Genomic DNA, 25,557 nt, shown 5'->3' with positions numbered 1-25,557 from the left:
CGGCGCGGCGTTGACCGCACCGGGCTACACCTTAGAGTTGCGTCAGTTTCTGCAGCATCTGGTCGGTCGTCGACACTGCTTTACTGTTAATTTCATACGCGCGCTGGACCTGGATCATATTCACCAGCTCTTCCGCAACGTTCACGTTCGAGGTTTCGACATAACCCTGATACAACAGACCCGCACCGTTGAGGCCCGGGGTGCTTTCATTTGGCGTACCGGAGGATTGCGTTTCGGTGTAGAGGTTCTCACCAATGCTTTCCAGACCGGTGTCGTTCATGAAGGTGGTCAGGTTCAGCTGTCCAACCTGAACAGGTGCGGCCTGCCCCTGCTGCGTCACACTCACCACGCCGTCACGCCCGATAGTAATACTCAGGGCATTCGCCGGGATGGTAATCGCAGGCTGAACCTGGAAACCACCCGCCGTCACCAGTTGGCCATTCTGATCGACCTGGAACGATCCGTCGCGGGTATAGGCAGAAGTTCCGTCAGGCAGCTGCACCTGGAAGAACCCCTGGCCTTTGATTGCCACGTCTTTGCTGTTGTTGGTCTGAGACAGGTTGCCCTGGCTATGCAGACGCTCGGTGGCTACCGGACGAACACCGGTACCAATCTGCAGGCCGGATGGCAGCGTCGTTTGTTCAGAAGACTGCGCTCCCGGCTGGCGGATGGTTTGATAAAGCAAATCTTCGAAAACCGCACGCTGACGCTTGAAACCATTGGTGCTGACGTTTGCCAGGTTGTTGGCAATCACATCCATGTTGGTTTGCTGCGCGTCCAGGCCAGTTTTCGCGATCCATAAAGAACTGATCATAAGGAGTCCTGTTAACTCATAGCCAGAAGTTGGTTAGCCTTGCCCGCGTTTTCATCAACGCTGCTGATAATCTTCATCTGCATTTCAAAACGACGGGCACTGGCGATCATGTCGGTCATCGCTTCGACCGGCTTGACGTTACTGCCTTCCAGAACGCCGGACATCACGCGGATGCTCGGATCGGCCTGTAACGTGGCCCCCCGAGTGGCCTGGGTCGCCTGGGTCAGACGGAACATCCCGTCATCGCCACGCTGTACCTCTTTGCCTTCCGCCTTCACCAGCTTCAGACGCCCGACGGGCGCAACGGTATTGGCCGGATCGCCCGGGTTCAATGCCGAAATGGTCCCGTCGGCCGCGATAGTCAGCTCAGACCCTTCCGGCACCGTCAGCGGACCCGCTTCACCCATTACCGGATGACCCTGAATCGTCAGCTGGCCCGTGGCACTCACCTGGATGTTACCGTTACGGGTATATCCTTCACCGCCGTCAGCGGTCTGCACCGCCAGCCAGCCGTCCTGTTGCAGGGCAACGTCCAGCGGGCGTGAGGTGTAATCCATCTGGCCTGGCGTCATATCCGCACCCGGCGTAGAGGCCGTAACCAGCGTACGCGTCGGCAGGGAGAGCCCTTCCACCGGGACCGCACGCAGCGCATTAAGCTGCGCACGAAAGCCCGGTGTAGAGGCGTTTGCCAGGTTGCTGGCAGTAACAGCCTGCTGATTGAGCGTCTGGCTTGCCGCGCCCATCGCGGTATATATTGCGTGATCCATTGCGCTTTCCTGTCAGCCGCTTAACGCAGGTTAACCAGCGTGTTGAGGATCTGATCCTGGGTTTTGATGGTCTGCGCGTTCGACTGATAGTTACGTTGCGCGACAATCATGTTCACCAGTTCTTTACTCAGATCCACGTTAGACGCTTCCAGCGCACCGTTGGTCAGCGTACCGAAGTTACCGGAGCCCGCGGTACCCAGCAGCGCCACGCCGGAAGACTGGGTGGCAGACCAGACGTTATCGCCTTCAGACTTCAGACCTTCGTTGTTGGCGAAGTTAGCCAGCACGATCTGGCCCAGGGCCTGGGTCTGTTCGTTGGAGTAATTACCCACCACGGTGCCGTCGTCGTTGATCTGGTAGCTCACCAGGTCACCCGGTTTGTAACCGTTCTGGTTGGTTGCCACGATGTTATTGGCGCCGGTGTTCTGCTGCATGGAATTGGCGAAGCTCATCGCAAACGTGGCTGGCGTTGCACCTGGAACGGTGCCGGTGGTGATATTGATGCTGCCGCCGCCGGTCAGTACGCCGCTGGTGTTGAAGGTCAGCGTGGTCGCCAGGGATGGCGTGCTTCCTGCAACGCTGCCGTCCTGGGCATAGACTTTCCAGGAGTTTGCCGGAGTCGCGTCTTTAACGTAAAACAGGTTCATGTTGTGCGCATTACCCTGGCTGTCAAAGACCGTCACCGTCCCTTTTTTGTTGTAGCTGTCAGGGTTGGTCGGATCAAAGGCCGTGGTTGGCGCGGTGTCAGTAGAGTTCAGGTTGATCTGCTGGGACGCGGTGGTGGTGGATTTCGCCGCCATCAAGGTCGTTGGGATATTGATCGCCTGCGGGTTAGCGCCGGTCTGAACCGTTGGCGGGGTACCCGCAACAGGATAACCGGTTAATTGCAGACCCTGCATGTTCACCAGGTTACGGTTTTCGTCCAGTTTGAACTGACCGTTACGGCTGTAGAACACAGAGCCGTTGGAATCGACCATACGGAAGAAACCGTTCTGGCTGATGGCGACGTCCAGACCACGACCGGTGTTGGTCGTCGTACCGTCGGTAAAGTCCTGAGTGATGCCCGCAACTTTCACGCCCAGACCCACTTTGGAACCGGCAAACATATCTGCAAATGAGGCAGAACCGGATTTAAAACCATAGGTCGCGGAGTTGGCGATGTTGTTGCCAATGACATCCAGGTTGGTGGCCGCAGCATTCAGGCCGCTGACCGCTTGAGAAAAGGCCATGACTTACTCCTGATAAGTGTTAAGGCTTAGATAATCTGCCGAACTTCGTCGAGCGTGGTGGTACCTGAGGTACCCAAATCCAGTTTGTTACCGCCAGCGCCTTTAATCACGCCCTGAACCAGCGCGAACTGCAGCGGCTGTGCCACCAGTTGGGTGGTTCCGTTGCTGGCGCTGATCGCCACTTTGTAAGAACCGTTTGGTGCTTTCGTGCCGTCGGTCAGGCTGCCGTCCCAGGTAAAGGTGTGTACGCCTGCCTTCAGCTCACCAATGTCAATGGTGCGTACCACTGCCCCGCTCGCATCGCTGATCGTCGCAGTCACTTTGTCAGCCGGCTGCTGCAGCTCAACGCCAAACGGCGTGGTGGTCGTGGTTGACGTCCCCTCGGTAGTGCTGGTGCCGGCAAGGATCGTGGTCCCCGGGATCATCACCCCATGACCAATCAGATTCGCAGCCTGCAGAGACTGGCTGTTGTCAATCTGACCGGAAACGGAGCCAAGGGTGGTGTTGAGTTTTTCAATGCCGCTGACGGTACTGATCTGCGCCAGTTGCGTGGTCAGCTCGTTGTTCTGCATCGGATTGGTGGGATCCTGGTTCTTCAGCTGCGCTACCAGCAGCGTCAGAAAGCTGCTCTGCAGATCGGACGCGTTACTGCCCGTCAGGGCGTTGGAACCCGTCGAACTTTTGGCGCCATTAACACCTGAGTTCGTGGGATCATTCACATTTACGGCGATGGACATGCATGTCTCCTTTACTGGCCGAGAGTGAGTGTTTTGAGCATCATGCTCTTCACGGTATTAAGCACTTCGACGTTTGCCTGGTAACTGCGTGACGCCGACATGGAGTTCACCATCTCACCCACCACATCCACGTTAGGCATTTTTACGTAACCGTTCGCATCCGCCAGCGGGTTGCCAGGCTCATACACCAGCTTGTCCGGTGCCTGGCTCTCAACCACATCAGAGACTTTCACACCGCCGGTGGCCGCGCCTGGTGCCGCATCGACCTGAAAGACGACCTGTTTCGCACGATAAGGCTGACCGTCTGGTCCGGTCACGCTGTCGGCGTTCGCCAGGTTACTGGCGGCTACGTTCAGACGTTTGGACTGCGCGGTAAGCGCCGAGCCGGCGATATCAAAAATATTCAGCAAGGCCATTTATCAGTTGCCCCCCTGCAGGACGTTCATCATGCCTTTGATTTGTCCGCCGAGAACGGTCAGGCCTGTCTGGTATTTCAGGCTGTTATCGGCAAACTGTGTACGCTCCCGGTCCATGTCCACGGTATTACCGTCGAGTGAAGGCTGGTCGGGAATGCGATAAAGCAAATCGGTCGTTGGTGCGGTCATCGTCTGAGCGGGAATATGACGTGAGGAGGTCAGCGCGAGCGCGACACCGCTCCCTTCTGCGCGTCCACGCTCCATCACTTTTTTAAGCTCACTGGAAAAATCAATATCGCGCGCCTGATACCCTGGCGTATCGGCGTTAGCGATATTGGCGGCTAAAATTTCCTGCCGCTGGGCACGTAAATTGAGCGCTTCCTGCTGAAAACGTAACGCGGCGTCGAGTTTATCGAGCATGTCTCCTCCGCTGATGGCAAAATTTCAGTTCACAGCTTAAATCTCAACCCATCCGCCTTATCGACGGAATAAGCGCAAAATGCGTCGCTATTTATTGCGTTGATGAAAAACCACTGCAGGTAGAATTCACTCAATTCTGGAAACGGTGGAACTTGCGATGCAAACGTTAAAACGTGGCCTGATGGCAACTTTCTTGCTTTTTAGCCCCCTGGTGCAGGCGGATGGTTTACAGGATCAGCTAAACACCTTTTTTGCCCAGAAGCTGGCGGGCTTTAGCGATGAAGTTGTCGTCACGGTACGCACGCCACCGAATCTGTATCCCTCCTGTGAGCAGCCGTCATTTACCGTGACCGGCACCACCAGACTGTGGGGGAACGTGAATGTGCTGGCACGCTGCGCCAACGAAAAACGGTATTTACAGGTTGCAGTCCAGGCGACAGGCAATTATGTTGTCGCCGCTGTCCCCATTGCCCGGGGTACCGCACTGCAGGCCAACAGCGTGACGTTGAAACGTGGCCGTCTGGATCAGCTGCCGCCACGGACAATGCTTGAAATTATCCAGGCGCAGGACGCCGTCAGCCTGCGTGATGTCGCACCGGGCCAGCCGATACAGCTGTCGATGCTGCGCCAGGCGTGGCGCGTCAAGGCGGGTCAGCAGGTGATGGTGGTGGCCAATGGAGATGGCTTCAGTATCAACAGTGAAGGGAAAGCGTTAAACAATGCCGCGGTGGCGCAAAATGCCCGCGTCAGAATGTCTTCAGGGCAGGTGGTTAGCGGAACCGTCGATTCTGATGGGAATATTCTGATTAACCTATAATCTTTTTAAAGATTTCGCTGCAGCTGCCGATAAATATTCAACTATTGATGATGTCAGGCGCCAACGCCGCGAACCCTCGATGAGGACAACACTATGAGCATTGATCGTACATCAGCCCTGAAGCCGGTAAGCGCTGTACAACCTCGCGAAACGAATGACGCTACGCCGCAGAAAACGCGTCTGGAAAAACCGTCAACGTCTAACAGCACCAGCGTAACCCTGAGCGATGCCCAGGCAAAACTGATGCAGCCAGGCGGCAACGATATCAACATGGAACGCGTTGAAGCGCTGAAAACGGCTATTCGTAACGGCGAGCTGAAAATGGACACCAGCAAAATTGCTGACGCCCTGATTCAGGAAGCGCAGAGTTTCTTACAGAGTAACTAACCGTATGAGTCGACTGTCAGAAATACTGGATCAAATGACGGTTGTCCTGAACGACCTGAAAACGGTAATGGACGCTGAGCAACAGCACCTCTCTTCCGGTCACATCAACGGCAGCGCGTTGCAGCGTATTACTGAAGACAAAAGCTCGCTCCTGGCGACGCTGGATTACCTTGAGCAGCAACGTCGCGCTGAGCAGGATCCTAAGCGCAGTGCTAACGACGATATCGTTGAACGCTGGCAGACTATTACAGAAAAAACCCAGCATCTTCGCCATCTCAACCAGCATAACGGCTGGCTGCTTGAAGGTCAGATAGAGCGTAATCAGCAAGCGCTTGAGGTGTTAAAACCGCATAAAGAAACCGGGCTGTACGGTGCGGATGGGCAGACAGCGACGGCACGTATTACGGGCGGGAAAAAGATTTCGATTTGAAGCATAAGCGACAAATCAAGCAGTGGGGAGCACCATAAGGTGAACTCCCCTTTTGGCGTTTATGCCGTACGGCGGGCAAACTCTTTCACTTTGAAGCCCAACACGGCGAGGGTGGCAAAGTAAGCCACAACCCCAACACCCACCACGGCCATCAGTCGCAGCAGACGATAAGGCATGGTGCCGAGCGACCACTCCGGCATCACGTGCATCATGCCGAGCAACGCCGCTGCCATCACCAGCACCGCGATAACCAGTCGCACAAGGAAACTCGCCCAGCCCGGCTGCGGCGTGAAGATATCCTGCTTACGCAGCTGCCAGTACAACAGCCCGGCATTCAGACAGGCCGCCAGACCAATAGACAGAGCCAGCCCCGCGTGCTTCAGCGGGCCAATAAACGCCAGGTTCATCAACTGGGTCATCACCAGCGTCACCAGGGCAATCTTCACCGGCGTTTTAATGTTCTGACGGGAATAGAACCCTGGTGCCAGCACTTTAACAACAATCAGCCCCATCAATCCCACCGAGTACGCCACCAGCGCCTGCTGAGTCATGGACGCATCATGGGCTGAAAATTTACCGTACTGGAACAGCGAGACGGTCAGCGGTTTCGCGAGGATCCCCAGCGCCACCGCGCTTGGCAGTGCCAGCAGGAAACAGAGGCGTAAGCCCCAGTCCATCAGGCGGCAATACTCATCATGGTTGCCGCTGGCAAAGCTTTTAGAGAGCGACGGCAGCAGAATCGTCCCCAGCGCGACGCCCAGTACGCCAGAAGGAAACTCCATCAGACGGTCAGCGTAGTACATCCAGGAGACCGAACCGGACACCAGGAAAGAGGCAAAGATGGTATTGATGATAAGTGAGATCTGGCTGACAGAAACCCCGAGGATTGCAGGTCCCATCTGCTTCATGACGCGCATTGCGCCAGCATCACGGAAATTAATGCGCGGCAGAACCAGCATGCCAATTTTCTTCAGATGCGGCAGCTGATATGCCAGCTGCAGGACGCCGCCCACGGTCACCGCCCAGGCCAGCGCCAGTACCGGCGGGTTGAAATGCGGTGCGGCAAACAGGGCAAAACCGATCATGCTGACATTCAAAAACGTCGGCGCAAACGCCGGAACGGAGAAGCGGTTCCAGGTATTGAGGATTGCCCCCACCAGCGAGGCCAGCGAGATCAACAGGATATAAGGAAAGGTAATGCGCAGCAGCTGGGTGGTAAGCGCAAATTTATCAGCGGTGTCGGCAAACCCCGGCGCGGTCACCATAATCACCCAGGGCGCAGCCAGCATCCCCAGGACTGTCACAATAGCCAGCGCCAGCGTCAGCAGCCCGGAGACGTAGGCGACAAACACCCGCGTAGCATCTTCGCCCTGCTTGCTTTTATATTCCGCCAGAATTGGAACGAAGGCCTGCGAGAAAGCGCCCTCAGCAAAAATACGGCGCAATAAATTCGGCAGTTTGAACGCGACGAAAAAGGCGTCCGTTGCCATCCCAGCACCAAAAACCCTTGCCACAATGGCATCGCGCGCAAAACCCAGTACGCGAGAAAACATGGTCATCGAGCTGACGGCTGCCAGCGATTTTAATAAGTTCATTAATGTGAATTTCCACAACCATACGGCAAAACGCCTGCAGAGCAGGCGTAATGAATGCCCGACGGCGTTGCGCTTGCGCAGGCCTTCGGATTTGCAGGCCGGGTAGGCGAAACGCCTCCCGGCGAAACCAACAATCGGCGCTTAGTCTACCCGGATTTAAGGGAATTACTATCGGCAGATGTTACAGAGGGTTATTCACTCATGGCCTCTCGCCAGAGCCGTTCCACGATGCGTTGCGCCATGATGGCCTGTTCACCGGCGGTTTCCGGAACCGTCTGATTTTGCACGCAGCTAATGAAGTGACGGGCGCATCCCGCGAAGCCGCGTTGCTCCAGAGTGCTCTGCCAGCCCGGCGCCGGAAGCGTGACCACACCGTTGCCCTTCTCTTCACGCCACTCCCGCATGTCGGTGATGTCATACAGCGCACCGTCAGTCACGGCCTGGACAAACTCCCGCTGACTGCCCGCACGACGATGCATGCTGGTGGTCACCTGCAGATGTTCCAGCGCAAAGTGGTGCTCGGCGTAGACCATCTCGCCCAGATCGTTGGTCATCAGGGTCCCGCTTTTCAGCTGAGCCTGGCCGTTCGTCAGCCAGAGCGCTGTGTCCACCACGTGCAGATAATCATCGAGAAGCGTAAAGCGCAGATCGTTTGGCCCGACGCTGTCGGTACGGTGTTTATCCATCCTCAGGGAGGCCAGCGCGCCCGGCTGTGCCTTCAGCTGCTGATAAAGCGGAGCGAAGCGGCGGTTAAAGCCCACCATCAGCGTCAGGTTCTTGCGTGCCGCCAGCTCTATCAGTCGCTCGGCATCCTGAACGTTCTCCGCCAGGGGCTTATCCACACAGACGTGAACACCGGCATTCAGCAGTTCGCTGACCACCTGATAGTGCGTTGCCGTTGAGGTATGCACAAATACCGCATCGCACTCGCGGGCAAGATCAGACAGCGAAGCGGCGTATGGTATCCGCCAGGTTGCGCAGATGCGTTCAGCCTTCTCGCGGGTAGGTGACCACGCGCCCTGAAGCGTCCAGTCCGTTGCCGCGCCTAATACCGGTAACCAGGCTTTTTGTGCAATACCGCCAAGCCCCACCACGCCTACACGTAATTTTTTCACTGTTAATCTCCCAAATGTGCCAGCAGTGCGTCCAGGCGCTGTTTCAGCCCAGCGACCTCCTCTTCCAGCGCGTCCACGCGCGCCGTCAGGCTGCCGCTGACAACAGTGGACTCTTGTTCCGTTGCCAGCGTCGCGGTATCCACCTCGCCACTGAAGAGATGCATATAGCGGCTCTCACGCTTGCCCGGTTCGCGCGCCAGACGCACCACGTAAGGGCCATCCTCGCGGGTTGCAAGCCCTTCCAGGGTTTGTTCCACTTCCTGCATATCCGCAAACTCATGCATACGGGAAGCCCGTGTGCGCAGCTCGCCGGGAGTCTGTGCCCCGCGCAGTAAAAGGGTCGTGATCACCGCCACTTCCGCGGCGCTCAACTTCAGGTCGCCGAATTCGGAATTACAAAAACGTTGTTCGTACTTGGTGACGCGGTTTCCGAAGCCGCTGACGGTGCGCAGATAATGGCGTTTCACCAGTTCATCCAGCACATCCTGAACGTCATGCTCGCTGAGGTTCATTACCGGCTCGCGGTTGGTCTTTTGGTTGCAGGCCATCATGACGGCGTTGACAGAGAGCGGATATTGCTCCGGCGTCGTGACCTGTTTTTCCAGCAGGCATCCGACGACGCGCGCTTCTGCACCGCTTAACTGATATTTCATCTCTTCTCCTTAGCGACCCGCTGTCCAGTCCCGGGTGGTTAATGCCGTGAGGACATGGTCGCGCCATTCTCCATCTATCAGCAGATAGTCTTTGGCGTAACCCTCTTTCTCAAACCCTAAACGCGCCAGCAAATTACCGCTGCGCTGATTATGCGGCATATAGTTCGCCATAATACGATGGATATGTTGCGTGCGTTGCATATAACGGATCGCCACCGTTAATGCTTCATACATCAGCCCCTGCCCCTGCCATTTCTGACCGATGGAGTAGCCGAGGTAGCAGGCGTGAAACGATCCGCGCACGACGTTTGAAAAGTTGGCGATGCCGATAATCTCTTTTTCTTCAGGATCCAGCAGCGCAAAATAAAACGCACTTCCCTGCTTATGAAATTCCGCAATCATACTGAGGCGCGCCTGCCAGCCAGATGGGTAACAATGGCTCTCATCCCGAACGGGTTCCCAGGGTTTTAAAAACTGGCGATTCTCGGCGTAATAATCCGCCAGACGCCAGGCATCACGCTCATGCACCAGACGAACGACCAGCCTGTCCGTTGTCAGACGCACTTTTGGCACATTACTGCGATAGCCAAACATCGATACCACTCCTTCCCGTCACTTCTGCTGACCCATTAGCTTTACTATACCTGTGCCTGCGCCGTCTGTGAAAACAGTGACATACCATTTTGACCTCTTTTCACATTTTTCGATGAGAACTCTCTATCAAAGCGCTCTTTTGATAAAAAAATATTGTCACGCCCAGGGGTGGGAAAACGCGCAGTAACCCCGCAGAATGTTAGCGTGCTCACCATCCTGTTTTCCCTGGAGGGAAAATGTCCCGCGTATCACAGGCGAGGAGCCTGGGTAAATATTTCCTGCTAGTCGATAACATGCTGGTCGTGCTCGGCTTTTTTGTCGTGTTTCCTCTTATCTCGATCCGCTTTGTCGATCAAATGGGCTGGGCGGCGCTGATGGTTGGCATCGCGTTGGGGTTACGCCAGTTTGTCCAGCAAGGCCTTGGGGTGTTTGGCGGCGCCATTGCTGACCGCTTCGGCGCGAAACCGATGATTGTGACCGGTATGCTGCTTCGTGCGGCAGGCTTTGCCACGATGGCGGTTGCCCATGAGCCCTGGCTTCTGTGGTTCTCCTGCTTTCTCTCCGGGATCGGCGGAACCCTGTTTGACCCGCCGCGCACCGCGCTGGTGGTGAAGTTAATTCGCCCGCAGCACCGCGGACGTTTCTTCTCGATTTTGATGATGCAGGACAGCGCGGGCGCGGTAATTGGCGCGCTTCTGGGGAGCTGGTTGCTGCAGTACGATTTCCGTCTGGTCTGCGCGGCTGGCGCGGTGCTCTTTATTCTGTGCGCCCTCTTTAATGGCCTGTATCTGCCAGCATGGAAATTGTCGACGGTGAAAGCGCCGGTACGCGAAGGGCTGGGCCGCGTCCTGCACGACAAACGTTTTGTCACCTACGTATTGACCCTGACGGGTTACTACATGCTTGCCGTGCAGGTGATGCTGATGCTGCCTATCATGGTCAATGATATTGCGGGAACCCCGGCCGCCGTGAAATGGATGTACGCCATCGAAGCCGCGCTTTCGCTGACGCTGCTCTATCCGATTGCCCGCTGGAGTGAACGGCGTTTTCGCCTGGAGCATCGTCTGATGGCCGGGCTGTTTTTAATGACACTGAGCATGATGCCCATCGGTCTGGTGAATTCTCTCCAGCAGCTGTTTACGCTGATTTGCACCTTCTATATCGGCTCTATCATCGCCGAGCCGGCTCGTGAGACGCTGAGCGCCTCGCTTGCAGATGCGCGTGCCCGCGGCAGCTATATGGGGTTCAGCCGACTCGGTCTGGCCTTTGGTGGGGCTTTGGGTTACGCCGGCGGCGGCTGGCTGTTTGATGCAGGCAAAGCGCTGAATCAACCGGAACTGCCGTGGATGATGCTCGGCGCGGTGGGCTTTATGACGCTGCTGGCCCTCTGGTGGCAGTTCAGCCAGAAGCGCAGCGCAAGCGGCATGCTCGAACCGGGCGCGTAGCCCTTCCCTCTGGCGGGAGGTCGCTCCCGCCTCACTTCTCAGTTTTTTCTGCTGGTTTCTGCCATTTCACACTGACATACTGACGTAACAGGACAGAAGCGCCGATTTTTCGTTGAGGAACACTATGAAGAAAATTGTCATTGCCGCTGCATTCATTGTCAGCGGTCTGCTGGTGGGCTGTAACCAGCTTACGCAATACACCGTCAGTGAACAGGAAATTAATCAGGCGCTGGAAAAACATAACAACTTTTCAAAAGACATCGGCGTGCCCGGGCTTGCCGATGCGCATATCGTCCTCAGCAACCTGACCAGCCAGATAGGACGTGAAGAGCCAAACAAAGTGACGCTGAACGGGGATGCAAACCTCGATATGACCTCCCTCTTCGGCAACCAGAAAGCCAATATCAAGCTGAAGCTGAAAGCGCTGCCGGTCTTTAACAAAGAGAAAGGGGCTATTTACCTGCAGGAGATGGAAGTCGTCGATGCGGAAGTCACGCCGGACAAGATGAAATCTGTGTTGCAAACCCTGATGCCTTATCTGAATCAGTCGCTGCGTAACTATTTTAATCAGCAGCCAGCCTATGTCTTAAGTGAAGACAAGAGCAAGGGTGAAGCGCTTGCGAAAAAGTATGCTAAAGGGATAGAGGTGAAACCGGGAGAAATCATTATTCCCTTCACTGATTAACCCGTAGGGCGCCGAGGCGCCCTTTTTTTTACGGAAAAGTGTGCAAACGAAAACGTTTCCGCTTATGATTTGTGTCCGGCAAAAACAGCCATCCGAATGACTGATTCCTGACAAGCCGGAGCTTCCATGACTGCACAACCCCAGGTTCTTAAAATCCGCCGCCCTGACGACTGGCATATCCATCTGCGCGATGGCGATATGCTCAAAACCGTCGTGCCTTATACCAGCGAAATTTATGGCCGCGCGATTGTCATGCCTAACCTGGTGCCACCAGTCACCACCGTCGATGCCGCAATGGCGTATCGCCAGCGCATTCTGAATGCCGTCCCGGCGGGCCATGATTTCACCCCGCTGATGACCTGCTACCTGACCGATTCCCTGGATCCAAACGAAGTGGAGCGCGGGTTTAACGAAGGCGTATTCACCGCTGCGAAACTTTACCCGGCCAATGCCACCACCAACTCCAGCCACGGCGTTACCAGCATTGATGCCATCATGCCGGTGCTGGAGCGTATGCAGAAACTGGGTATGCCGCTGCTGGTTCACGGTGAAGTCACGCATGCCGAGATCGACATCTTTGACCGTGAAGCCCGTTTTATCGACTCCGTGATGGAGCCCCTGCGTCAGCGCCTTCCCGCGCTCAAAGTGGTCTTCGAGCACATCACCACCAAAGATGCCGCTGAGTATGTCCGCGACGGTAACGAGCTTATCGCCGCCACCATCACTCCACAGCATTTGATGTTTAACCGTAACCACATGCTGGTTGGCGGTGTACGTCCACATTTGTACTGTCTGCCGATCCTCAAGCGTAACATTCACCAGCAGGCGCTGCGCGAACTGGTTGCCAGCGGCTTCTCCCGCGCGTTTCTGGGCACGGATTCCGCACCTCATGCGCGTCATCGCAAAGAAGCAAGCTGCGGCTGTGCGGGCTGCTTTAATGCCCCAACTGCTCTCGCCAGCTATGCAACCGTGTTTGAAGAGATGAATGCCCTGCCGCATTTCGAGGCGTTCTGCTCACTCAATGGCCCCCGTTTTTATGGGTTGCCGGTCAATGAGACCTTCATTGAGCTGGAACGTAAAGAGAGCCAGGTTGAGGAAGCCATTCCACTGACCGATGACACGCTGATCCCATTCCTGGCAGGTGAAACCGTTCGCTGGACGGTAAAACGCTAAAAAATCAGTGCCCCTTGTTGTCAAACCGATAATATACCTGTATAAATAAACAGTATATTACACAGGGGGCATTTATGCGTATTGAAGTCACCATAGCCAAAACTACCGTTCTGCCTGCCGGCGCGCTTGATGCGCTTGCAGGCGAATTATCCCGTCGTATTAACAACACCTTTCCCGAAAACGATGGTGCCGTAACGGTGCGTTACGCGGCCGCAAACAACCTCTCCGTCATTGGCGGCGCGAAAGAAGATAAAGCGCGTATCACCGAAATCCTGCAGGAAACGTGGGAAAGCGCCGACGACTGGTTCATCACAGATTAACACTGCTCCCTCATTGTGTTTTTTTGCCGGGTCGCCCCGGCTTTTTTTTCGCCTGAAAATCCAGAAAGTTCAAATTAATTCGGCAACTTCTTTAAAAATCGTGAACAACATGGTGTTTTATTGTTCGAACAATCCTAAAAAGCAGAAAAATGTGTTGCTAGCTGTTTATTTTTCCCTTAGGAACCCTTATTACTTGTATACTGAAGTTGCTTCAGAAAAACATGCATTGAACCTCGAAGTCGTTGTCTTCTAACACGCATTATGGGGGTTATAATGGAAAAGAATAGCGAAGTCATCCAGACCCATCCACTCGTTGGCTGGGATATCAGTACCGTAGACAGCTACGATGCACTGATGCTGCGTTTGCACTACCAGACCCCAAATCAGCTGAACCGTGAAGAAGCGGAAGTTGGACAGACGCTGTGGCTTACGACAGACGTCGCCCGTCAGTTTATTTCTATTTTGGAAGCAGGCATCGCAAAAATAGAATCTGGCGACTACCAGGAAAATGAGTATAAACGGCATTAGCGTTTAGCCCACTTTTCACTCTACAGGCACCCTTGGGGTGCCTTATTTATTTCTCCCTTGTATAAGCCCCCGATGTTAATTACTCTGCTAACAAAGCGTTAGTTTAAGAGATGCCCATGAAATATGATCTGATTATTATTGGTAGCGGCTCCGTTGGTTCTGCCGCCGGATATTATGCCACCCAGGCTGGCCTCAAGGTTCTGATGATAGATGCCCATCTTCCCCCTCATTCAGAGGGAAGCCATCATGGCGATACTCGCCTCATTCGTCACGCCTATGGTGAAGGCGAGCGCTATGTCCCGCTGGTACTTCGCGCGCAAGCGCTCTGGGACGAACTGGCTAAACAGACTGAGGAACGCATTTTCGAACGCACGGGTATCATTAACCTTGGTCCTGCCCGCTCTGATTTTCTCGCCAGCGTCGAACGCAGCGCGAAGACATTCAACCTGGACGTTGAGAAGCTCGACGCGGCGGGGATCATGTCACGCTGGCCGGAAATCACCGTCCCGGACGATTATGTTGGTCTCTTTGAAGCCCATTCTGGGGTGTTGCATTGCGAAACAGCAATAAAAACCTGGATAGCGCTGGCCGCGAAAGCAGGCTGCGCCCAGCTTTTCAATTGCCCGGTCGAGGCCATTAAACATGACGCTGACGGCGTCACGGTGACAACCCTGGACGGAGAGTACACGGCCTCCCGATTGCTCATCAGTGCAGGTACCTGGGTAACCCGTCTGCTGCCAGACCTGCCCGTACAGCCGGTGCGCAAGGTCTTCTCCTGGTTCCAGTCTGATGGCCGTTACAGTACGCAGAATAAATTCCCGGCGTTCACCGGCGAGTTACCCAACGGCGATCAGTTCTACGGCTTCCCTTCGGATAAAGACGCGCTCAAAATCGGGAAACACAATGGGGGACAAATTATCTCCTCTCCTGAAGAACGTAAACCGTTTGGCGCCTACCCACAGGATGGCTCTGAAGCCTTCTCGTTCCTGCGAAATATTCTGCCGGGCGTCGGTGGCTTACTCTATGGCGCGGCATGCACCTACGACAACACCCCGGACGAAGACTTTATTATCGATACGCTGCCCGGGCATGAGAACACATTGCTCATCACCGGTCTGAGCGGTCACGGCTTTAAGTTCGCGTCGGTGCTGGGTGAAATTGCCGCGCAGTTTGCCCAGGGTATTACACCGCAGTTTGATCTGACGCCCTTCTCTCTTTCACGTTTTAACGGATAATCCACCACGGGCTTCGGACGTTCCGGAGCCCGTCTTTTTGTTACGGTTTGCGGGGCGCTATGCGCAAAGTTGTGGGTTTTCTCATCAATAATATTCGTGAGCATTTGATGCTCTATATCTTATTGTGGGCGCTGCTGGCCATCATTGATTTTATTTACATTGTATTTTACTGAAAGCCTGCCTGACATTTATTGACATTACTTTATATTTACTTAAGTTAGAACAATTCCTCAATTAGCCCTTTGTTAAGTCTTGCACGAAGACATTGAATTACCTTTGCGGATCATTTTCAAAACCGCTGAAATAAATAAAATAAAAATCAATATCGACTTATTTCAGTTGCAATATCATTCCTTCCCGTTCATTTTTACTGCTCTGTTTATTTGATAATGGTAATCCTGATGCAATTGCGTAACACCTCCCGGCGCTATGGAATAATATCCATAAGCTTGCACTGGATATTTGCTATTGCGGTCTATGCCATGTTCGGACTTGGCCTCTGGATGGTGACGCTCAGCTATTACGATGGCTGGTATCACCAGGCCCCGGAGCTGCATAAGAGTATCGGCGTGCTGCTGATGATGGGGCTGGTTATTCGCGTGATCTGGCGACACATTTCACCGCCGCCTGCCGCGCCAAAGACCCACAGTAAATTTACCCGTATCAGCGCTGTTGCCGCGCATATTACGCTTTATGCGCTGCTCTTCGCTCTTCTGATCAGCGGCTATCTCATCTCGACAGCAGAGGGTAAGCCAATAAGCGTTTTTGGCATTTTTGATGTCCCGGCAACGCTTGCCGATGCGGGATCACAGGCCGATATTGCCGGGGTGATTCACCTCTGGCTGGCATGGAGCGTGGTTATCCTGTCCGTGCTGCACGGGCTTGCCGCCCTTAAACATCATTTCATCGATAAAGACGATACGCTAAAGCGCATGCTTGGCCGCTCGTCAGTTGACTCTGGAGCTTAAAATGAAAAAACACCTGCTGGGTATCGCACTGGGTTCTCTGTTATTTACCACCGGCTCAGCCGTTGCTGCTGACTATAAAATTGATAAAGAGGGCCAACATGCTTTCGTCAATTTCCGTATTCAGCATCTCGGGTATAGCTGGCTGTATGGCACCTTTAATGATTTTGACGGCACATTCAGCTTTGACGAAAAAAATCCTGCCGCCGATAAAGTCAACGTGACCATTAATACCAACAGTGTCGACACCAATCATGCAGAACGCGATAAACATTTGCGCAGTGCGGAATTCCTGAACGTGTCTAAATTCCCACAGGCTACCTTCACCTCCACGGAAGTGAAAAAAGATGGCGATAAGCTGGATATTACCGGCAACCTGACGCTCAACGGCGTGACAAAACCGGTTACGCTGAATGCAAAATTAATGGGCCAGGGTGACGATCCGTGGGGGGGTAAACGTGCCGGATTTGAAGCCGCAGGTAAAATTCACCTGAAAGACTTTAATATTACTACCGATTTGGGCCCGGCTTCTCAGGATGTCGAACTGATTATTTCCGTTGAAGGCGTTCAGCAGAAGTCATAATAACGACGCCCGGCAGGCTTTCACACTGCCGGGCATCAGCCTTATTCAGGGTCGGGAATACCCAGTTTGGTGTTCAGACGGCCACGGGATTTATTAAAAATCTTGTTACCGTTTTCCCGTCCTGCACGACGACGGCGCTGCTCCTCTTCCGGCAGCATACTCTCTTCACTGCACAGTTCGCTGCAGCATCCGTTAAATTTCTCGGCACAGGTCGGACACTGAATAAACAGCAAATGACATCCGTCATTTTTGCAGTTGGTATGGGTATCACACGGCGTACCGCACTGGTGACAGTGGGCAATCACATCCTCTGAAATACGCTCGCCCATTCGTTCGTCAAAGACAAAGTTCTTACCGATAAAACGCACCGGTAAACCCTGCTCACGGGCACGGCGGGCGTACTCTATAATGCCGCCTTCAATGTGCCAAACCTTATTAAACCCGTTGTGCTTCATCCAGGCGCTGGCCTTCTCACAGCGGATCCCACCGGTACAGTACATCACGATCTTTTTATCTTTATGTTCCTGCATCATCTCAACCGCTTTTGGCAGTTGCTCGCGGAAGGTATCAGCCGGAATTTCCATCGCGTTTTCGAAATGCCCCACTTCATACTCATAGTGGTTACGCATATCGATGAACACCGCATCCGGATCGTCCAGCATCGCATTCACTTCCGCCGCTTTCAGGTATTCCCCGACATCAGCGGCGTTAAACGCCGGATCGTCAATACCGTCCGCGACAATGCGTTCACGCACTTTCATGCGCAGTACCCAGAATGATTTACCGTCATCATCCAGGGCAATGTTCAGGCGTACACCGTTGAGAGCCGGATCGAACCCGTAAAGCAGGTCGCGGAAGGCGTTTACTTTGCTTTCCGGTACGCTGATCTGGGCATTGATGCCTTCACGGGCAAGATAGACGCGACCGAAAACATTCAGCGTCGTGAAGGCCTGATAAAGCGCATCGCGGGTCGCTTGTGGATCGTTGATGGTGAAGTATTTGTAGAATGAGATTGTCGTGCGCGGTTCGGTTTCAGCCAACATACGCGCCTTTAACATCTCATTCGAAACGCGGTTGTGTAACACTGGCATGGTGTACAAGTCCTGCAATCGTTAGAGAGAATGAAAAATCGGTCGGCATCATATAGCAAACAATGACAATTTACATCCACACAATTTACGCTACATTTCACACACCCTAGTTAGTCAGACTTATCAATTGCTGCATTCGTACACGTTTCGAAGACAGACATTTTGGCTACGCCTCAAAAAATGAGACAATAGCTAAACAGGACGTTAGAACACAGGAAAGACATGACCCAGTTACCGAAATTTACTGTCGCCCTTTTGCATCCCCGCTATTGGTTGACCTGGCTTGGCATTGGTTTTTTATGGCTGATGGTCCAACTCCCTTACCCTGTGATTTTCCGTGTGGGCAAATGTGTGGGCCGTATTGGTCAAAAATTCATGAAACGCCGCGCCAGGATTGCCTACCGCAACCTTGAGCTGTGCTTCCCGCAGATGAGCGAGGCGGAACGTCATGAGATGGTTACCAGGAATTTCGAATCCGTTGGCATGGGGCTGATGGAAACCGGTATGGCGTGGTTCTGGCCAGACAAACGGATGGCCCGCTGGAGTGAAGTCACTGGGACGGGTATGGAGCCTGTGCATACGCTTCAGGCCAATAAGACAGGCGTACTGCTGATTGGCGTGCATTTTCTGACGCTGGAGATCGGTGCGCGTATGTTTGGCATGCAGGCACCCGGTATTGGTGTTTATCGCCCTAACGATAACCCGGTGATCGATTTAATCCAGACCAATGGTCGTATGCGCTCCAATAAAAGTATGATCGACCGTAAAGACCTGAAGGGGATGATCCGCGCGCTGAAATCAGGTGAAGTGATCTGGTATGCCCCTGACCACGATTATGGCCCGCAATCCAGCGTATTTGTCCCGTTCTTCGCCGTTGAAGAGGCGGCCACAACCACCGGTACCTGGATGCTGGCGAAAATGTCCAAAGCCGCGATCGTCCCGTTTGTCCCGCGTCGCAAGCCGGATGGCTCAGGCTACGAGTTAATGATGCTCGAGCCGGAACTCGCGCCGCCGCTGGACGATGCGGAAACGACCGCTCGCTGGATGAACAGAGTGGTTGAGAAATGCATCATGCTCGCGCCGGAGCAGTATATGTGGCTCCATCGTCGCTTCAAAACGCGGCCAGAGGGTATGCCGTCGCGCTATTAATTTTCCGTGCGGCCATCAGGGCCGCACGCTCATTTAGCTTTAAAAGCGCCTCCGCATTGCAGCGATCATAACCCAGGCGCATACTTAGCAGGCTTATTACTTCAGGCCTATGGTGCTCTGCACCTCATTATGCGGATTGTTATGTCACCCTCAGATGCCCCCATAAACTGGAAGCGTAACCTCACGGTTGCGTGGCTTGGCTGTTTTCTCACCGGTGCGGCGTTTAGCCTGGTGATGCCCTTCCTGCCGCTTTACGTTGAACAACTTGGCGTCACCGGTCACAGTGCGCTCAATATGTGGTCTGGCCTGGTCTTCAGTATCACCTTTCTCTTTTCCGCGATTGCTTCGCCCTTCTGGGGTGGCCTTGCCGATCGCAAAGGACGAAAGATCATGCTGCTGCGTTCGGCACTGGGGATGGCCATCATCATGGCGCTGATGGGCCTTGCGCAGAACGTCTGGCAATTTCTGATTTTGCGCGCGTTACTGGGGCTGCTGGGGGGCTTTATTCCTAACGCAAATGCGCTCATCGCCACCCAAATTCCGCGACACAAAAGCGGCTGGGCGCTCGGAACGCTCTCCACCGGTGGCGTGAGCGGCGCATTGCTGGGACCGCTGGCAGGCGGACTGCTGGCGGATAACTACGGCCTGCGTCCGGTCTTTTTCATTACTGCCAGCGTCCTTTTTCTCTGCTTTATCGTCACGCTGCTCTGTATCCGTGAACGTTTCACCCCGGTCCCCCGAAAAGAGATGCTCCACGCACGGGATGTGCTGACCTCGCTTAAAAACCCCAGGCTGGTGCTAAGCCTGTTCGTAACGACCCTGATTATTCAGGTAGCAACCGGGTCGATTGCCCCTATTCTGACGCTCTACGTTCGCGATCTGGCCGGTGACGTCAGTAATATTGCATTTATTAGCGGGCTTATCGCGTCGGTGCCCGGCGTGGCGGCGCTGCTCAGCGCCCCGAGGCTGGGAAAACTGGGGGACCGCGTGGGCCCGGAAAAAATCCTGATATGCGCCCTGGTGATTTCCGTTCTGCTCCTCATTCCGATGTCGATGGTACAAACGCCGTGGCAACTTGGCTTGCTGCGTTTCTTACTGGGAGCGGCAGACGGCGCGTTACTGCCTGCGGTTCAGACCCTGCTGGTTTACAACTCAACGAACCAGATAGCCGGCCGCATTTTTAGCTATAACCAGTCATTTCGCGATATCGGCAACGTCACCGGACCGCTGGTCGGTGCCGGGATTTCCGCCAGTTTTGGTTTCCGCGCCGTGTTTATCGTCACCGCGGGCGTGGTGTTGTTTAATGCGATTTATTCGTGGTTCAGTTTATCGAGGGCTTTACGACCGGTCGTTAATAAGACAAACGCGTGACAGCTTATTTTTGCATTCATACTTGCAGAACCCGATATTCAGCTATTCTTTCCCTGAAACCTTCAGGAAAACAGGGAGACACCAATGACCATGTACGCCACACTGGAAGAAGCTATTGATGCCGCTCGTGAAGAGTTCCTCGCCGATAATCCTGGCGTTGATGAAGAAAATGCTGACGTGCAACAACTTAATATCCAGAAATACGTTCTGCAGGACGGGGATATTATGTGGCAGGCCGAATTCTTTGCTGATGATGGCGAGGAAGGAGAATGTTTGCCGGTCCTGAGCGGAGAAGGTGCGCAGGCCGTCTTTGATGGCGACTATGACGAAATCGAACTACGGCAGGAATGGCTTGAAGAAAACACCCTGCACGAGTGGGATGAGGGCGAATTTCAGCTCGAGCCGCCGCTGGATACGGAAGAAGGACAGACCGCAGCCGATGAGTGGGATGAGCGTTAATTTCCCCTATTCATAAGGGCCGTGCTGAGCGTCGATCGGCAGCAATAGCGTATCGAATACCAGTGAAAACGGTAAATCGAGCACGGTGAGATAGCGCCACGCTGAGTCACGTACATCCCATTTTACCCCGGGGTAGTACTGATTACCGTGGCCTTGCCCTGGAATGGTGCGGCTGATGATGCTGCCACAGCCGCTGAGTAAACACGCCATCATCACGGCGAGGATTATTTTCATCAATGACCTCTAAAAAAATACCGGCTTTTCAGCCGGTATTTTTATTTGCCGGGTAGCATAACGCCGCCGGGCACAGAAGGCTTACTTCGCCTTCAGCGCGAGTGGATTAATTTTAATCTCTTTATAGTGGCTGACCCACGAAGAGTATTTTTCCGGCGCAGACCACACACGGTAGTGAAGGCGTGCCATCGTAACCGGATCGCTCAACAGCACCAGACGACGGTCGCGGTTGAGTTTTTCCGGCGTATCATTCAGCGCCTGCTCAACGTGACGATCGCGGGCAATCTCAAGTACCTGGCTTGCACGGTGACGCGCTGTCGCCATGGCCGTCGCCAGAGCGTTAAATGACGGGTTAAACACCGCATGCATAAAACCATCTTCCAGCGAACGTTTGCGGTTCTGCTCCAGATACGTGTCGGTATCCACCAGCACCTGTGGCGGCGAATACTCTTCCGGGATCAGGAACAGTTTCCAGCGTTTGGTACGCAGCCCCACCGTTGAACGGCTCGAAATCACTGACACAAACGGTGACAGGATCAGCGAGAAGACAATCGGTGCCAGCCAGAACAGGAAGCGCAGATCCAGCCAGGCCATACCTGCCGCCCATACCAGACCCAGCAGCAGCTGCGAGCCATGACGCATGAAGGCTTCCCCCCACGGCGTGGAGTCATCATCACGCTGCGGTGAATTCCAGACCACTTCCCAGCCGAGGAACGCGCTGACCACAAACACGGTATGGAACAGCATACGCACCGGCGCCAGCAGCACCGAGAACAGCACTTCCAGCAGAAGCGAGAGCGTCACGCGGCAGAAACCACCGTACTCTTTCGAGCCTTTGCACCAGATCAGAATGATACTGAGCAGCTTAGGCAGGAACAGCAGCACCATGGTGGAGGCAAACAGCGCAATCGCCAGCTCCGGACGCCACTGCGGCCACACCGGGAACAGCTGGCGCGGTTGCAGGAAGTATTGCGGTTCCGTCAGAGCATGCACCACCTGTAGCGCAGTAGAGAGCGCAAGGAACATAAACCACAGCGGTGCGGAGAGATAAGACATTACGCCAGTCAAGAACACAGCACGGTGAACCGGGTGCATCCCTTTTACGAGGAACAGGCGGAAGTTCATCAGGTTACCGTGACACCAGCGGCGGTCACGCTTGAGCTCATCCAGCAGGTTCGGCGGCAGCTCTTCGTAAGATCCCGGCAGGTCGTAGGCGATCCAGACGCCCCAGCCAGCACGACGCATCAACGCCGCTTCCACGAAGTCGTGCGACAGAATAGACCCCGCAAACGAACCTTCACCCGGCAGCGGAGCCAGCGCACAGTGCTCAATGAACGGCTTCACGCGGATAATGGCGTTGTGACCCCAGTAGTGAGACTCACCCAGTTGCCAGAAGTGCAGACCAGCGGTAAAGAGCGGCCCGTAGACGCGGGTTGCAAACTGCTGGCAGCGCGCATAAAGCGTGTCCATACCGGACGCTTTTGGCGAAGACTGGATAATCCCCGCATTCGGGTTGGCTTCCATCAGACGCACCAGACCGCTCAGGCAGTCGCCGCTCATTACGGAGTCAGCATCCAGCACGACCATGTAGCTGTACTGATTCCCCCAGCGACGGCAGAAGTCATCGATGTTTCCGCTTTTACGCTTCACACGACGACGACGACGGCGGTAGAAGATCTGGCCTTCACCCTGCACTTCCGCGATCAGTTCCATCCAGGCTTTTTGCTCGGCAACGCAGATGTCCGGGTTGTAGCTGTCACTCAGGATATAGACGTCAAAATGCGCCGCGTTACCGGTTGCCTTTACGGACTCCCAGGTCGCACGCAGACCCGCAAATACGCGGTCAACGTCTTCGTTACAGATAGGCATGATCAGCGCCGTACGGTGCTCAGGATTAAGGGGTTCATCCCCGACCGTTGAGGCTGAAATGCTGTATTTGTCCCGCCCCATCAGCAGCTGCAGGAAGCCCATCAGCGCGGTCCAGAAACCGGCTGACACCCAGCAGAAGAGAACGGCAAACAGCAGAAGAATGCCGCTCTGCAGGATATACGGCAGCAGCTGCATGAAGGAGACCCAGATATCCTGGCCCATCATGTCTGCAGGGTTGATAAGTGCCCAGCCCTGGTAAGGCAGAATGGTTTTCATGTACCAGGTGGCGACCACGGTCTGCGCCAGCGTCAGTAACAGCAGAATGTAACGACGAATGGTCCCCACGGTACGCCATTTCTGTTCGGAGGCCTGCTCTTCTTTCGTCAGGCGCGACAGATAGCGCGGCGTAACATCACGCCCACGCAGGCGATCCCAGAAGCGGCCAACCGGGTTGGTGCGCCACGGGTCAGGGAACATTGAGGAACGCGTGGCTTTCGGCATTGCCTGAAGCTGATCGCGTCCTTCGTCGTCTTTAATCAACTGCCCTTCTGCCAGCGAGTCTGGCCATGCCTGCTCCAGACGCGCCTTTACTGACCCCAGCGGCGTATCATCGTCACGGGAAAACGGACGATGTTCGCCATCCAGCGCGGTATGCACCGCGCGGATGTCGCTTTTAGGCAGCGCCGCTTTTTCAATGTCCGTCAGCGGCATGGCATCAATATATTCAGATGTATTATTCATTGGCAGGTAGCTGATAGCTCCAGGTTTCACTCAGCGGCTGATCGTTACTGACCAGCGCAGCACGCATTTCAGTGGTCTGTTTCGGATCTTTCACTTTCACGCGCAGCGTCAGACGCCAGCCTTTCGTTACCGGGTTATAGCGTACGGTGTTCTCAACGATTTCACCGTTATCACCGATGCTGGCCTGAGCCGCAACGGCAGTATCCGGGGACAGTTTTTTCATATCCTGGCCCGCGAAGTCCACAACAAAGGCCACGGTGCCATCAGGCTGACGGATCAGGTTAGACTGCTTCACATCACCCGTAGAACGGCGAGTCTGCATGACGTACGCGTTATCCGGCGCATGCAGTTTGTCTTCGTCGCGGCTAAAGGTAATGGTGTATTTGAAGTTCATCTCTTTACCGGCTTCCGGCAGCTGATCCGGCGTCCAGTAAGCAACGATGTTATCGTTGGTTTCGTCATTGGTTGGAATTTCAACCAGCTCAACCTTACCTTTACCCCAGTCACCTTTCGGCGTGACCCAGGCGCTTGGGCGCAGGTCATAGCGGTCATCCAGATCTTCAAATCGGGAGAACTGACGGCCACGCTGCAGGAGGCCGAAACCTTGCGGGTTTTCCATCGCAAAACTGCTGACAGCCAGATGTTTCGGGTTATTCAGCGGACGCCAGATCCACTCACCATTACCTGCATGAATAGAAAGACCGTTGGAATCGTGCAGTTCCGGGCGGAAGTTCGTCGCCGGTGACGGCTGATTCGGCCCAAACAGGAACATACTGGTCAGCGGTGCAACGCCCAGTTTGCCGACTTTATCGCGCAGGTAAACTTTGGACTGCACGTCAACGACCGTGTCACGGCCAGGCATAATCACAAAGCGATAAGCACCGGTCGCACGCGGGGAATCCAGCAGTGCATAAATAGTCAGGCGTTTGTCGGTAGGTTTTGGACGTTCAATCCAGAACTCGCGGAAACGCGGGAACTCTTCACCTGATGGCAGCGCGGTATCAATGGCGAGGCCACGCGCAGAAAGCCCGTACACCTGCCCTGCCCCGATCACGCGGAAGTAGCTGGCACCGAGCATGCTGACGATTTCGTCGTTTTTATCTTTGCTGTTGATCGGGTAAAGCACCTTGAAGCCAGCGAAGCCCAGGTCTTTAACCGTATCTTTATCGTGCTGAACATTGCCAAAATTGAAGTAATCCGGGCTGTACTTGATTTTACGTACCGCGGTCGCCGTCACTTCATTAATGGCAACAGGCGTGTCGAAGTACATTCCCTGATGATAAAACTCAAGCTTGAACGGGGTTTTAATGTTGTTCCAGTACGCTTTGTCATGGTTGAACTGGATCTGCTGATAGTCCGCATACTTCATGTCGCGGAAAACGGAGGGCAAGTTACTTTTTGGCGCTTCGTAGCTCTTGCCTGCCATCGATTTTGCCTGTTTTGCGACATCGTCGATGTTAAAGGCCAGTGCCGATGAGGTATACAGAGATAACACCACTGCAGCACCCAACCAACGCATTTTCATCATCTGTGGTTTATGTTTCATAATAAGTAAGCACTTCCCCCTTTGTGTGCTTATATCGATCCGATCCATTTTAATGGAAACTCAGGCAATCCGACAACATTATCACTGCTTTGTTCAGCTCGCTGGCTCATGGATTAAGCAAATGAAAGAACCCGCTTTTCACTTTGCGTGCTTATCCTGGAGACAGGGTGTCGGTCTTGGTGTAGGGTT

At 54.4% G+C, this 25,557-nt stretch carries 29 protein-coding genes; 15 read left to right on the top strand and 14 right to left on the bottom strand.

Annotated features, from left to right (window positions below):
- Nucleotides 1-31: 31 nt before the first annotated feature.
- From flgG to flgB, 6 genes are read right to left on the bottom strand one after another with little or no spacing between them, the layout of a single operon-like run.
- Entirely contained in the window at nucleotides 32-814 is a 783-nt protein-coding gene (gene flgG, locus QMG44_RS04650) for a flagellar basal-body rod protein FlgG (RefSeq protein ID WP_008500810.1), read from the bottom strand.
- Nucleotides 815-825: 11 nt separating this feature from the next.
- Entirely contained in the window at nucleotides 826-1,581 is a 756-nt protein-coding gene (locus QMG44_RS04645; protein WP_014169559.1) for a flagellar basal body rod protein FlgF, read from the bottom strand.
- Between the two features lie 20 nt (nucleotides 1,582-1,601).
- A complete protein-coding gene (gene flgE / locus QMG44_RS04640) occupies nucleotides 1,602-2,810 on the bottom strand; it encodes a flagellar hook protein FlgE (protein ID WP_014169558.1) in 1,209 nt (402 codons plus the stop codon).
- A 26-nt stretch (nucleotides 2,811-2,836) separates the two neighbouring features.
- Entirely contained in the window at nucleotides 2,837-3,547 is a 711-nt protein-coding gene (gene flgD / locus QMG44_RS04635; protein ID WP_020884678.1) for a flagellar hook assembly protein FlgD, read from the bottom strand.
- A gap of 11 nt (nucleotides 3,548-3,558) precedes the next feature.
- Nucleotides 3,559-3,963 carry a flagellar basal body rod protein FlgC gene (gene flgC, locus QMG44_RS04630; protein WP_013097138.1) on the bottom strand — a complete coding sequence of 135 codons (405 nt, stop codon included), beginning with the start codon at nucleotides 3,961-3,963 and terminating at the stop codon, nucleotides 3,559-3,561.
- Nucleotides 3,964-3,966: 3 nt separating this feature from the next.
- Nucleotides 3,967-4,383 carry a flagellar basal body rod protein FlgB gene (gene flgB, locus QMG44_RS04625; RefSeq protein ID WP_014169556.1) on the bottom strand — a complete coding sequence of 139 codons (417 nt, stop codon included), beginning with the start codon at nucleotides 4,381-4,383 and terminating at the stop codon, nucleotides 3,967-3,969.
- A 157-nt stretch (nucleotides 4,384-4,540) separates the two neighbouring features.
- Between flgB and flgA the strand changes: the two genes are divergently transcribed.
- The 3 genes from flgA to flgN all read left to right on the top strand — a co-directional run bounded on the left by flgA (nucleotide 4,541) and on the right by flgN (nucleotide 6,017).
- Nucleotides 4,541-5,200, top strand: a complete 660-nt coding sequence (gene flgA / locus QMG44_RS04620; protein ID WP_047955360.1) for a flagellar basal body P-ring formation chaperone FlgA — start codon at nucleotides 4,541-4,543, stop codon at nucleotides 5,198-5,200.
- 93 nt (nucleotides 5,201-5,293) lie between these two features.
- Entirely contained in the window at nucleotides 5,294-5,587 is a 294-nt protein-coding gene (gene flgM, locus QMG44_RS04615; protein WP_014169554.1) for a flagellar biosynthesis anti-sigma factor FlgM, read from the top strand.
- A gap of 4 nt (nucleotides 5,588-5,591) precedes the next feature.
- Nucleotides 5,592-6,017: a flagella biosynthesis chaperone FlgN gene (gene flgN, locus QMG44_RS04610; protein WP_014169553.1), complete on the top strand. Its 426-nt coding sequence runs from the start codon at nucleotides 5,592-5,594 to the stop codon at nucleotides 6,015-6,017.
- Between the two features lie 59 nt (nucleotides 6,018-6,076).
- Here flgN and murJ read toward each other — a convergent pair whose 3' ends face one another.
- The 4 genes from murJ to rimJ all read right to left on the bottom strand — a co-directional run bounded on the left by murJ (nucleotide 6,077) and on the right by rimJ (nucleotide 9,974).
- Entirely contained in the window at nucleotides 6,077-7,612 is a 1,536-nt protein-coding gene (murJ, locus tag QMG44_RS04605; RefSeq protein WP_020884681.1) for a murein biosynthesis integral membrane protein MurJ, read from the bottom strand.
- Nucleotides 7,613-7,803: 191 nt separating this feature from the next.
- Nucleotides 7,804-8,727 (bottom strand): Gfo/Idh/MocA family protein, encoded by a 924-nt coding sequence (locus QMG44_RS04600; protein ID WP_025204464.1) that lies wholly within the window; start codon nucleotides 8,725-8,727, stop codon nucleotides 7,804-7,806.
- 2 nt (nucleotides 8,728-8,729) lie between these two features.
- Nucleotides 8,730-9,380 carry a YceH family protein gene (locus tag QMG44_RS04595; RefSeq protein WP_020884684.1) on the bottom strand — a complete coding sequence of 217 codons (651 nt, stop codon included), beginning with the start codon at nucleotides 9,378-9,380 and terminating at the stop codon, nucleotides 8,730-8,732.
- Nucleotides 9,381-9,389: 9 nt separating this feature from the next.
- The gene (gene rimJ, locus QMG44_RS04590; protein ID WP_013097146.1) at nucleotides 9,390-9,974 is read right to left on the bottom strand and encodes a ribosomal protein S5-alanine N-acetyltransferase; all 585 of its coding nucleotides are present in this window, start codon (nucleotides 9,972-9,974) and stop codon (nucleotides 9,390-9,392) included.
- Between the two features lie 236 nt (nucleotides 9,975-10,210).
- Between rimJ and mdtH the strand changes: the two genes are divergently transcribed.
- The 9 genes from mdtH to QMG44_RS04545 all read left to right on the top strand — a co-directional run bounded on the left by mdtH (nucleotide 10,211) and on the right by QMG44_RS04545 (nucleotide 16,908).
- Entirely contained in the window at nucleotides 10,211-11,419 is a 1,209-nt protein-coding gene (gene mdtH / locus QMG44_RS04585; protein ID WP_014169547.1) for a multidrug efflux MFS transporter MdtH, read from the top strand.
- 124 nt (nucleotides 11,420-11,543) lie between these two features.
- Entirely contained in the window at nucleotides 11,544-12,104 is a 561-nt protein-coding gene (locus tag QMG44_RS04580) for a lipoprotein (RefSeq protein WP_020884685.1), read from the top strand.
- Between the two features lie 126 nt (nucleotides 12,105-12,230).
- Nucleotides 12,231-13,277, top strand: coding sequence for a dihydroorotase (pyrC, locus tag QMG44_RS04575; protein ID WP_047955359.1), 1,047 nt, complete (start codon nucleotides 12,231-12,233; stop codon nucleotides 13,275-13,277).
- A gap of 74 nt (nucleotides 13,278-13,351) precedes the next feature.
- Complete coding sequence (dinI, locus tag QMG44_RS04570) at nucleotides 13,352-13,597, top strand: DNA damage-inducible protein I (protein WP_020884687.1); 246 nt, start codon at nucleotides 13,352-13,354, stop codon at nucleotides 13,595-13,597.
- A 273-nt stretch (nucleotides 13,598-13,870) separates the two neighbouring features.
- The gene (bssS, locus tag QMG44_RS04565) at nucleotides 13,871-14,125 is read left to right on the top strand and encodes a biofilm formation regulator BssS (RefSeq protein WP_008500827.1); all 255 of its coding nucleotides are present in this window, start codon (nucleotides 13,871-13,873) and stop codon (nucleotides 14,123-14,125) included.
- A gap of 116 nt (nucleotides 14,126-14,241) precedes the next feature.
- Nucleotides 14,242-15,360, top strand: a complete 1,119-nt coding sequence (solA, locus tag QMG44_RS04560) for an N-methyl-L-tryptophan oxidase (RefSeq protein WP_020884688.1) — start codon at nucleotides 14,242-14,244, stop codon at nucleotides 15,358-15,360.
- Between the two features lie 59 nt (nucleotides 15,361-15,419).
- Entirely contained in the window at nucleotides 15,420-15,533 is a 114-nt protein-coding gene (locus tag QMG44_RS04555; RefSeq protein ID WP_032670549.1) for a DUF2770 family protein, read from the top strand.
- 228 nt (nucleotides 15,534-15,761) lie between these two features.
- Nucleotides 15,762-16,328 carry a cytochrome b gene (locus tag QMG44_RS04550; protein WP_032670551.1) on the top strand — a complete coding sequence of 189 codons (567 nt, stop codon included), beginning with the start codon at nucleotides 15,762-15,764 and terminating at the stop codon, nucleotides 16,326-16,328.
- 1 nt (nucleotide 16,329) lies between these two features.
- Entirely contained in the window at nucleotides 16,330-16,908 is a 579-nt protein-coding gene (locus QMG44_RS04545; RefSeq protein ID WP_020884691.1) for a YceI family protein, read from the top strand.
- Nucleotides 16,909-16,949: 41 nt separating this feature from the next.
- Here the strand turns inward: QMG44_RS04545 and QMG44_RS04540 are convergent, their stop codons facing one another.
- Nucleotides 16,950-17,999: a rhodanese-related sulfurtransferase gene (locus QMG44_RS04540; RefSeq protein ID WP_032677865.1), complete on the bottom strand. Its 1,050-nt coding sequence runs from the start codon at nucleotides 17,997-17,999 to the stop codon at nucleotides 16,950-16,952.
- A 222-nt stretch (nucleotides 18,000-18,221) separates the two neighbouring features.
- On the opposite strand from QMG44_RS04540, the gene QMG44_RS04535 reads away from it, so the two are divergent.
- The 3 genes from QMG44_RS04535 to QMG44_RS04525 all read left to right on the top strand — a co-directional run bounded on the left by QMG44_RS04535 (nucleotide 18,222) and on the right by QMG44_RS04525 (nucleotide 20,978).
- On the top strand, nucleotides 18,222-19,148 hold the full coding sequence (locus QMG44_RS04535; RefSeq protein ID WP_014169534.1) for a Kdo(2)-lipid IV(A) acyltransferase: 927 nt from the start codon (nucleotides 18,222-18,224) through the stop codon (nucleotides 19,146-19,148).
- A gap of 141 nt (nucleotides 19,149-19,289) precedes the next feature.
- Nucleotides 19,290-20,519 carry a multidrug efflux MFS transporter MdtG gene (gene mdtG, locus QMG44_RS04530; protein WP_086532694.1) on the top strand — a complete coding sequence of 410 codons (1,230 nt, stop codon included), beginning with the start codon at nucleotides 19,290-19,292 and terminating at the stop codon, nucleotides 20,517-20,519.
- A gap of 84 nt (nucleotides 20,520-20,603) precedes the next feature.
- Nucleotides 20,604-20,978: a MysB family protein gene (locus QMG44_RS04525; RefSeq protein ID WP_086532695.1), complete on the top strand. Its 375-nt coding sequence runs from the start codon at nucleotides 20,604-20,606 to the stop codon at nucleotides 20,976-20,978.
- Nucleotides 20,979-20,984: 6 nt separating this feature from the next.
- Here the strand turns inward: QMG44_RS04525 and QMG44_RS04520 are convergent, their stop codons facing one another.
- The 3 genes from QMG44_RS04520 to mdoG all read right to left on the bottom strand — a co-directional run bounded on the left by QMG44_RS04520 (nucleotide 20,985) and on the right by mdoG (nucleotide 25,368).
- A complete protein-coding gene (locus tag QMG44_RS04520) occupies nucleotides 20,985-21,212 on the bottom strand; it encodes a YceK/YidQ family lipoprotein (RefSeq protein ID WP_020884695.1) in 228 nt (75 codons plus the stop codon).
- A gap of 81 nt (nucleotides 21,213-21,293) precedes the next feature.
- Nucleotides 21,294-23,822 (bottom strand): glucans biosynthesis glucosyltransferase MdoH, encoded by a 2,529-nt coding sequence (gene mdoH / locus QMG44_RS04515; protein ID WP_032681268.1) that lies wholly within the window; start codon nucleotides 23,820-23,822, stop codon nucleotides 21,294-21,296.
- A complete protein-coding gene (mdoG, locus tag QMG44_RS04510; RefSeq protein WP_025204472.1) occupies nucleotides 23,815-25,368 on the bottom strand; it encodes a glucans biosynthesis protein MdoG in 1,554 nt (517 codons plus the stop codon). The genes mdoH and mdoG overlap by 8 nt, the downstream gene beginning before the upstream one ends.
- Nucleotides 25,369-25,557 lie beyond the last annotated feature (189 nt).

The organism is Enterobacter sp. 200527-13 (assembly GCF_027924865.1).
Classification (GTDB): Bacteria; Pseudomonadota; Gammaproteobacteria; order Enterobacterales; family Enterobacteriaceae; genus Enterobacter; species Enterobacter ludwigii.
This window is presented reverse-complemented; position numbering and strand designations above follow the sequence as displayed.

Excerpts from the sequence above, each read along its gene's own strand:
- flgG (WP_008500810.1), bottom strand. The coding sequence starts at position 814 with ATGATCAGTTCTTTATGGATCGCGAAAACTGGCCTGGACGCGCAGCAA.
- QMG44_RS04645 (WP_014169559.1), bottom strand. The coding sequence starts at position 1,581 with ATGGATCACGCAATATATACCGCGATGGGCGCGGCAAGCCAGACGCTC.
- flgE (WP_014169558.1), bottom strand. The coding sequence starts at position 2,810 with ATGGCCTTTTCTCAAGCGGTCAGCGGCCTGAATGCTGCGGCCACCAAC.
- flgD (WP_020884678.1), bottom strand. The coding sequence starts at position 3,547 with ATGTCCATCGCCGTAAATGTGAATGATCCCACGAACTCAGGTGTTAAT.
- flgC (WP_013097138.1), bottom strand. The coding sequence starts at position 3,963 with ATGGCCTTGCTGAATATTTTTGATATCGCCGGCTCGGCGCTTACCGCG.
- flgB (WP_014169556.1), bottom strand. The coding sequence starts at position 4,383 with ATGCTCGATAAACTCGACGCCGCGTTACGTTTTCAGCAGGAAGCGCTC.
- flgA (WP_047955360.1), top strand. The coding sequence starts at position 4,541 with ATGCAAACGTTAAAACGTGGCCTGATGGCAACTTTCTTGCTTTTTAGC.
- flgM (WP_014169554.1), top strand. The coding sequence starts at position 5,294 with ATGAGCATTGATCGTACATCAGCCCTGAAGCCGGTAAGCGCTGTACAA.
- flgN (WP_014169553.1), top strand. The coding sequence starts at position 5,592 with ATGAGTCGACTGTCAGAAATACTGGATCAAATGACGGTTGTCCTGAAC.
- murJ (WP_020884681.1), bottom strand. The coding sequence starts at position 7,612 with ATGAACTTATTAAAATCGCTGGCAGCCGTCAGCTCGATGACCATGTTT.
- QMG44_RS04595 (WP_020884684.1), bottom strand. The coding sequence starts at position 9,380 with ATGAAATATCAGTTAAGCGGTGCAGAAGCGCGCGTCGTCGGATGCCTG.
- rimJ (WP_013097146.1), bottom strand. The coding sequence starts at position 9,974 with ATGTTTGGCTATCGCAGTAATGTGCCAAAAGTGCGTCTGACAACGGAC.
- mdtH (WP_014169547.1), top strand. The coding sequence starts at position 10,211 with ATGTCCCGCGTATCACAGGCGAGGAGCCTGGGTAAATATTTCCTGCTA.
- QMG44_RS04580 (WP_020884685.1), top strand. The coding sequence starts at position 11,544 with ATGAAGAAAATTGTCATTGCCGCTGCATTCATTGTCAGCGGTCTGCTG.
- pyrC (WP_047955359.1), top strand. The coding sequence starts at position 12,231 with ATGACTGCACAACCCCAGGTTCTTAAAATCCGCCGCCCTGACGACTGG.
- dinI (WP_020884687.1), top strand. The coding sequence starts at position 13,352 with ATGCGTATTGAAGTCACCATAGCCAAAACTACCGTTCTGCCTGCCGGC.
- bssS (WP_008500827.1), top strand. The coding sequence starts at position 13,871 with ATGGAAAAGAATAGCGAAGTCATCCAGACCCATCCACTCGTTGGCTGG.
- solA (WP_020884688.1), top strand. The coding sequence starts at position 14,242 with ATGAAATATGATCTGATTATTATTGGTAGCGGCTCCGTTGGTTCTGCC.
- QMG44_RS04555 (WP_032670549.1), top strand. The coding sequence starts at position 15,420 with ATGCGCAAAGTTGTGGGTTTTCTCATCAATAATATTCGTGAGCATTTG.
- QMG44_RS04550 (WP_032670551.1), top strand. The coding sequence starts at position 15,762 with ATGCAATTGCGTAACACCTCCCGGCGCTATGGAATAATATCCATAAGC.
- QMG44_RS04545 (WP_020884691.1), top strand. The coding sequence starts at position 16,330 with ATGAAAAAACACCTGCTGGGTATCGCACTGGGTTCTCTGTTATTTACC.
- QMG44_RS04540 (WP_032677865.1), bottom strand. The coding sequence starts at position 17,999 with ATGCCAGTGTTACACAACCGCGTTTCGAATGAGATGTTAAAGGCGCGT.
- QMG44_RS04535 (WP_014169534.1), top strand. The coding sequence starts at position 18,222 with ATGACCCAGTTACCGAAATTTACTGTCGCCCTTTTGCATCCCCGCTAT.
- mdtG (WP_086532694.1), top strand. The coding sequence starts at position 19,290 with ATGTCACCCTCAGATGCCCCCATAAACTGGAAGCGTAACCTCACGGTT.
- QMG44_RS04525 (WP_086532695.1), top strand. The coding sequence starts at position 20,604 with ATGACCATGTACGCCACACTGGAAGAAGCTATTGATGCCGCTCGTGAA.
- QMG44_RS04520 (WP_020884695.1), bottom strand. The coding sequence starts at position 21,212 with ATGAAAATAATCCTCGCCGTGATGATGGCGTGTTTACTCAGCGGCTGT.
- mdoH (WP_032681268.1), bottom strand. The coding sequence starts at position 23,822 with ATGAATAATACATCTGAATATATTGATGCCATGCCGCTGACGGACATT.
- mdoG (WP_025204472.1), bottom strand. The coding sequence starts at position 25,368 with ATGAAACATAAACCACAGATGATGAAAATGCGTTGGTTGGGTGCTGCA.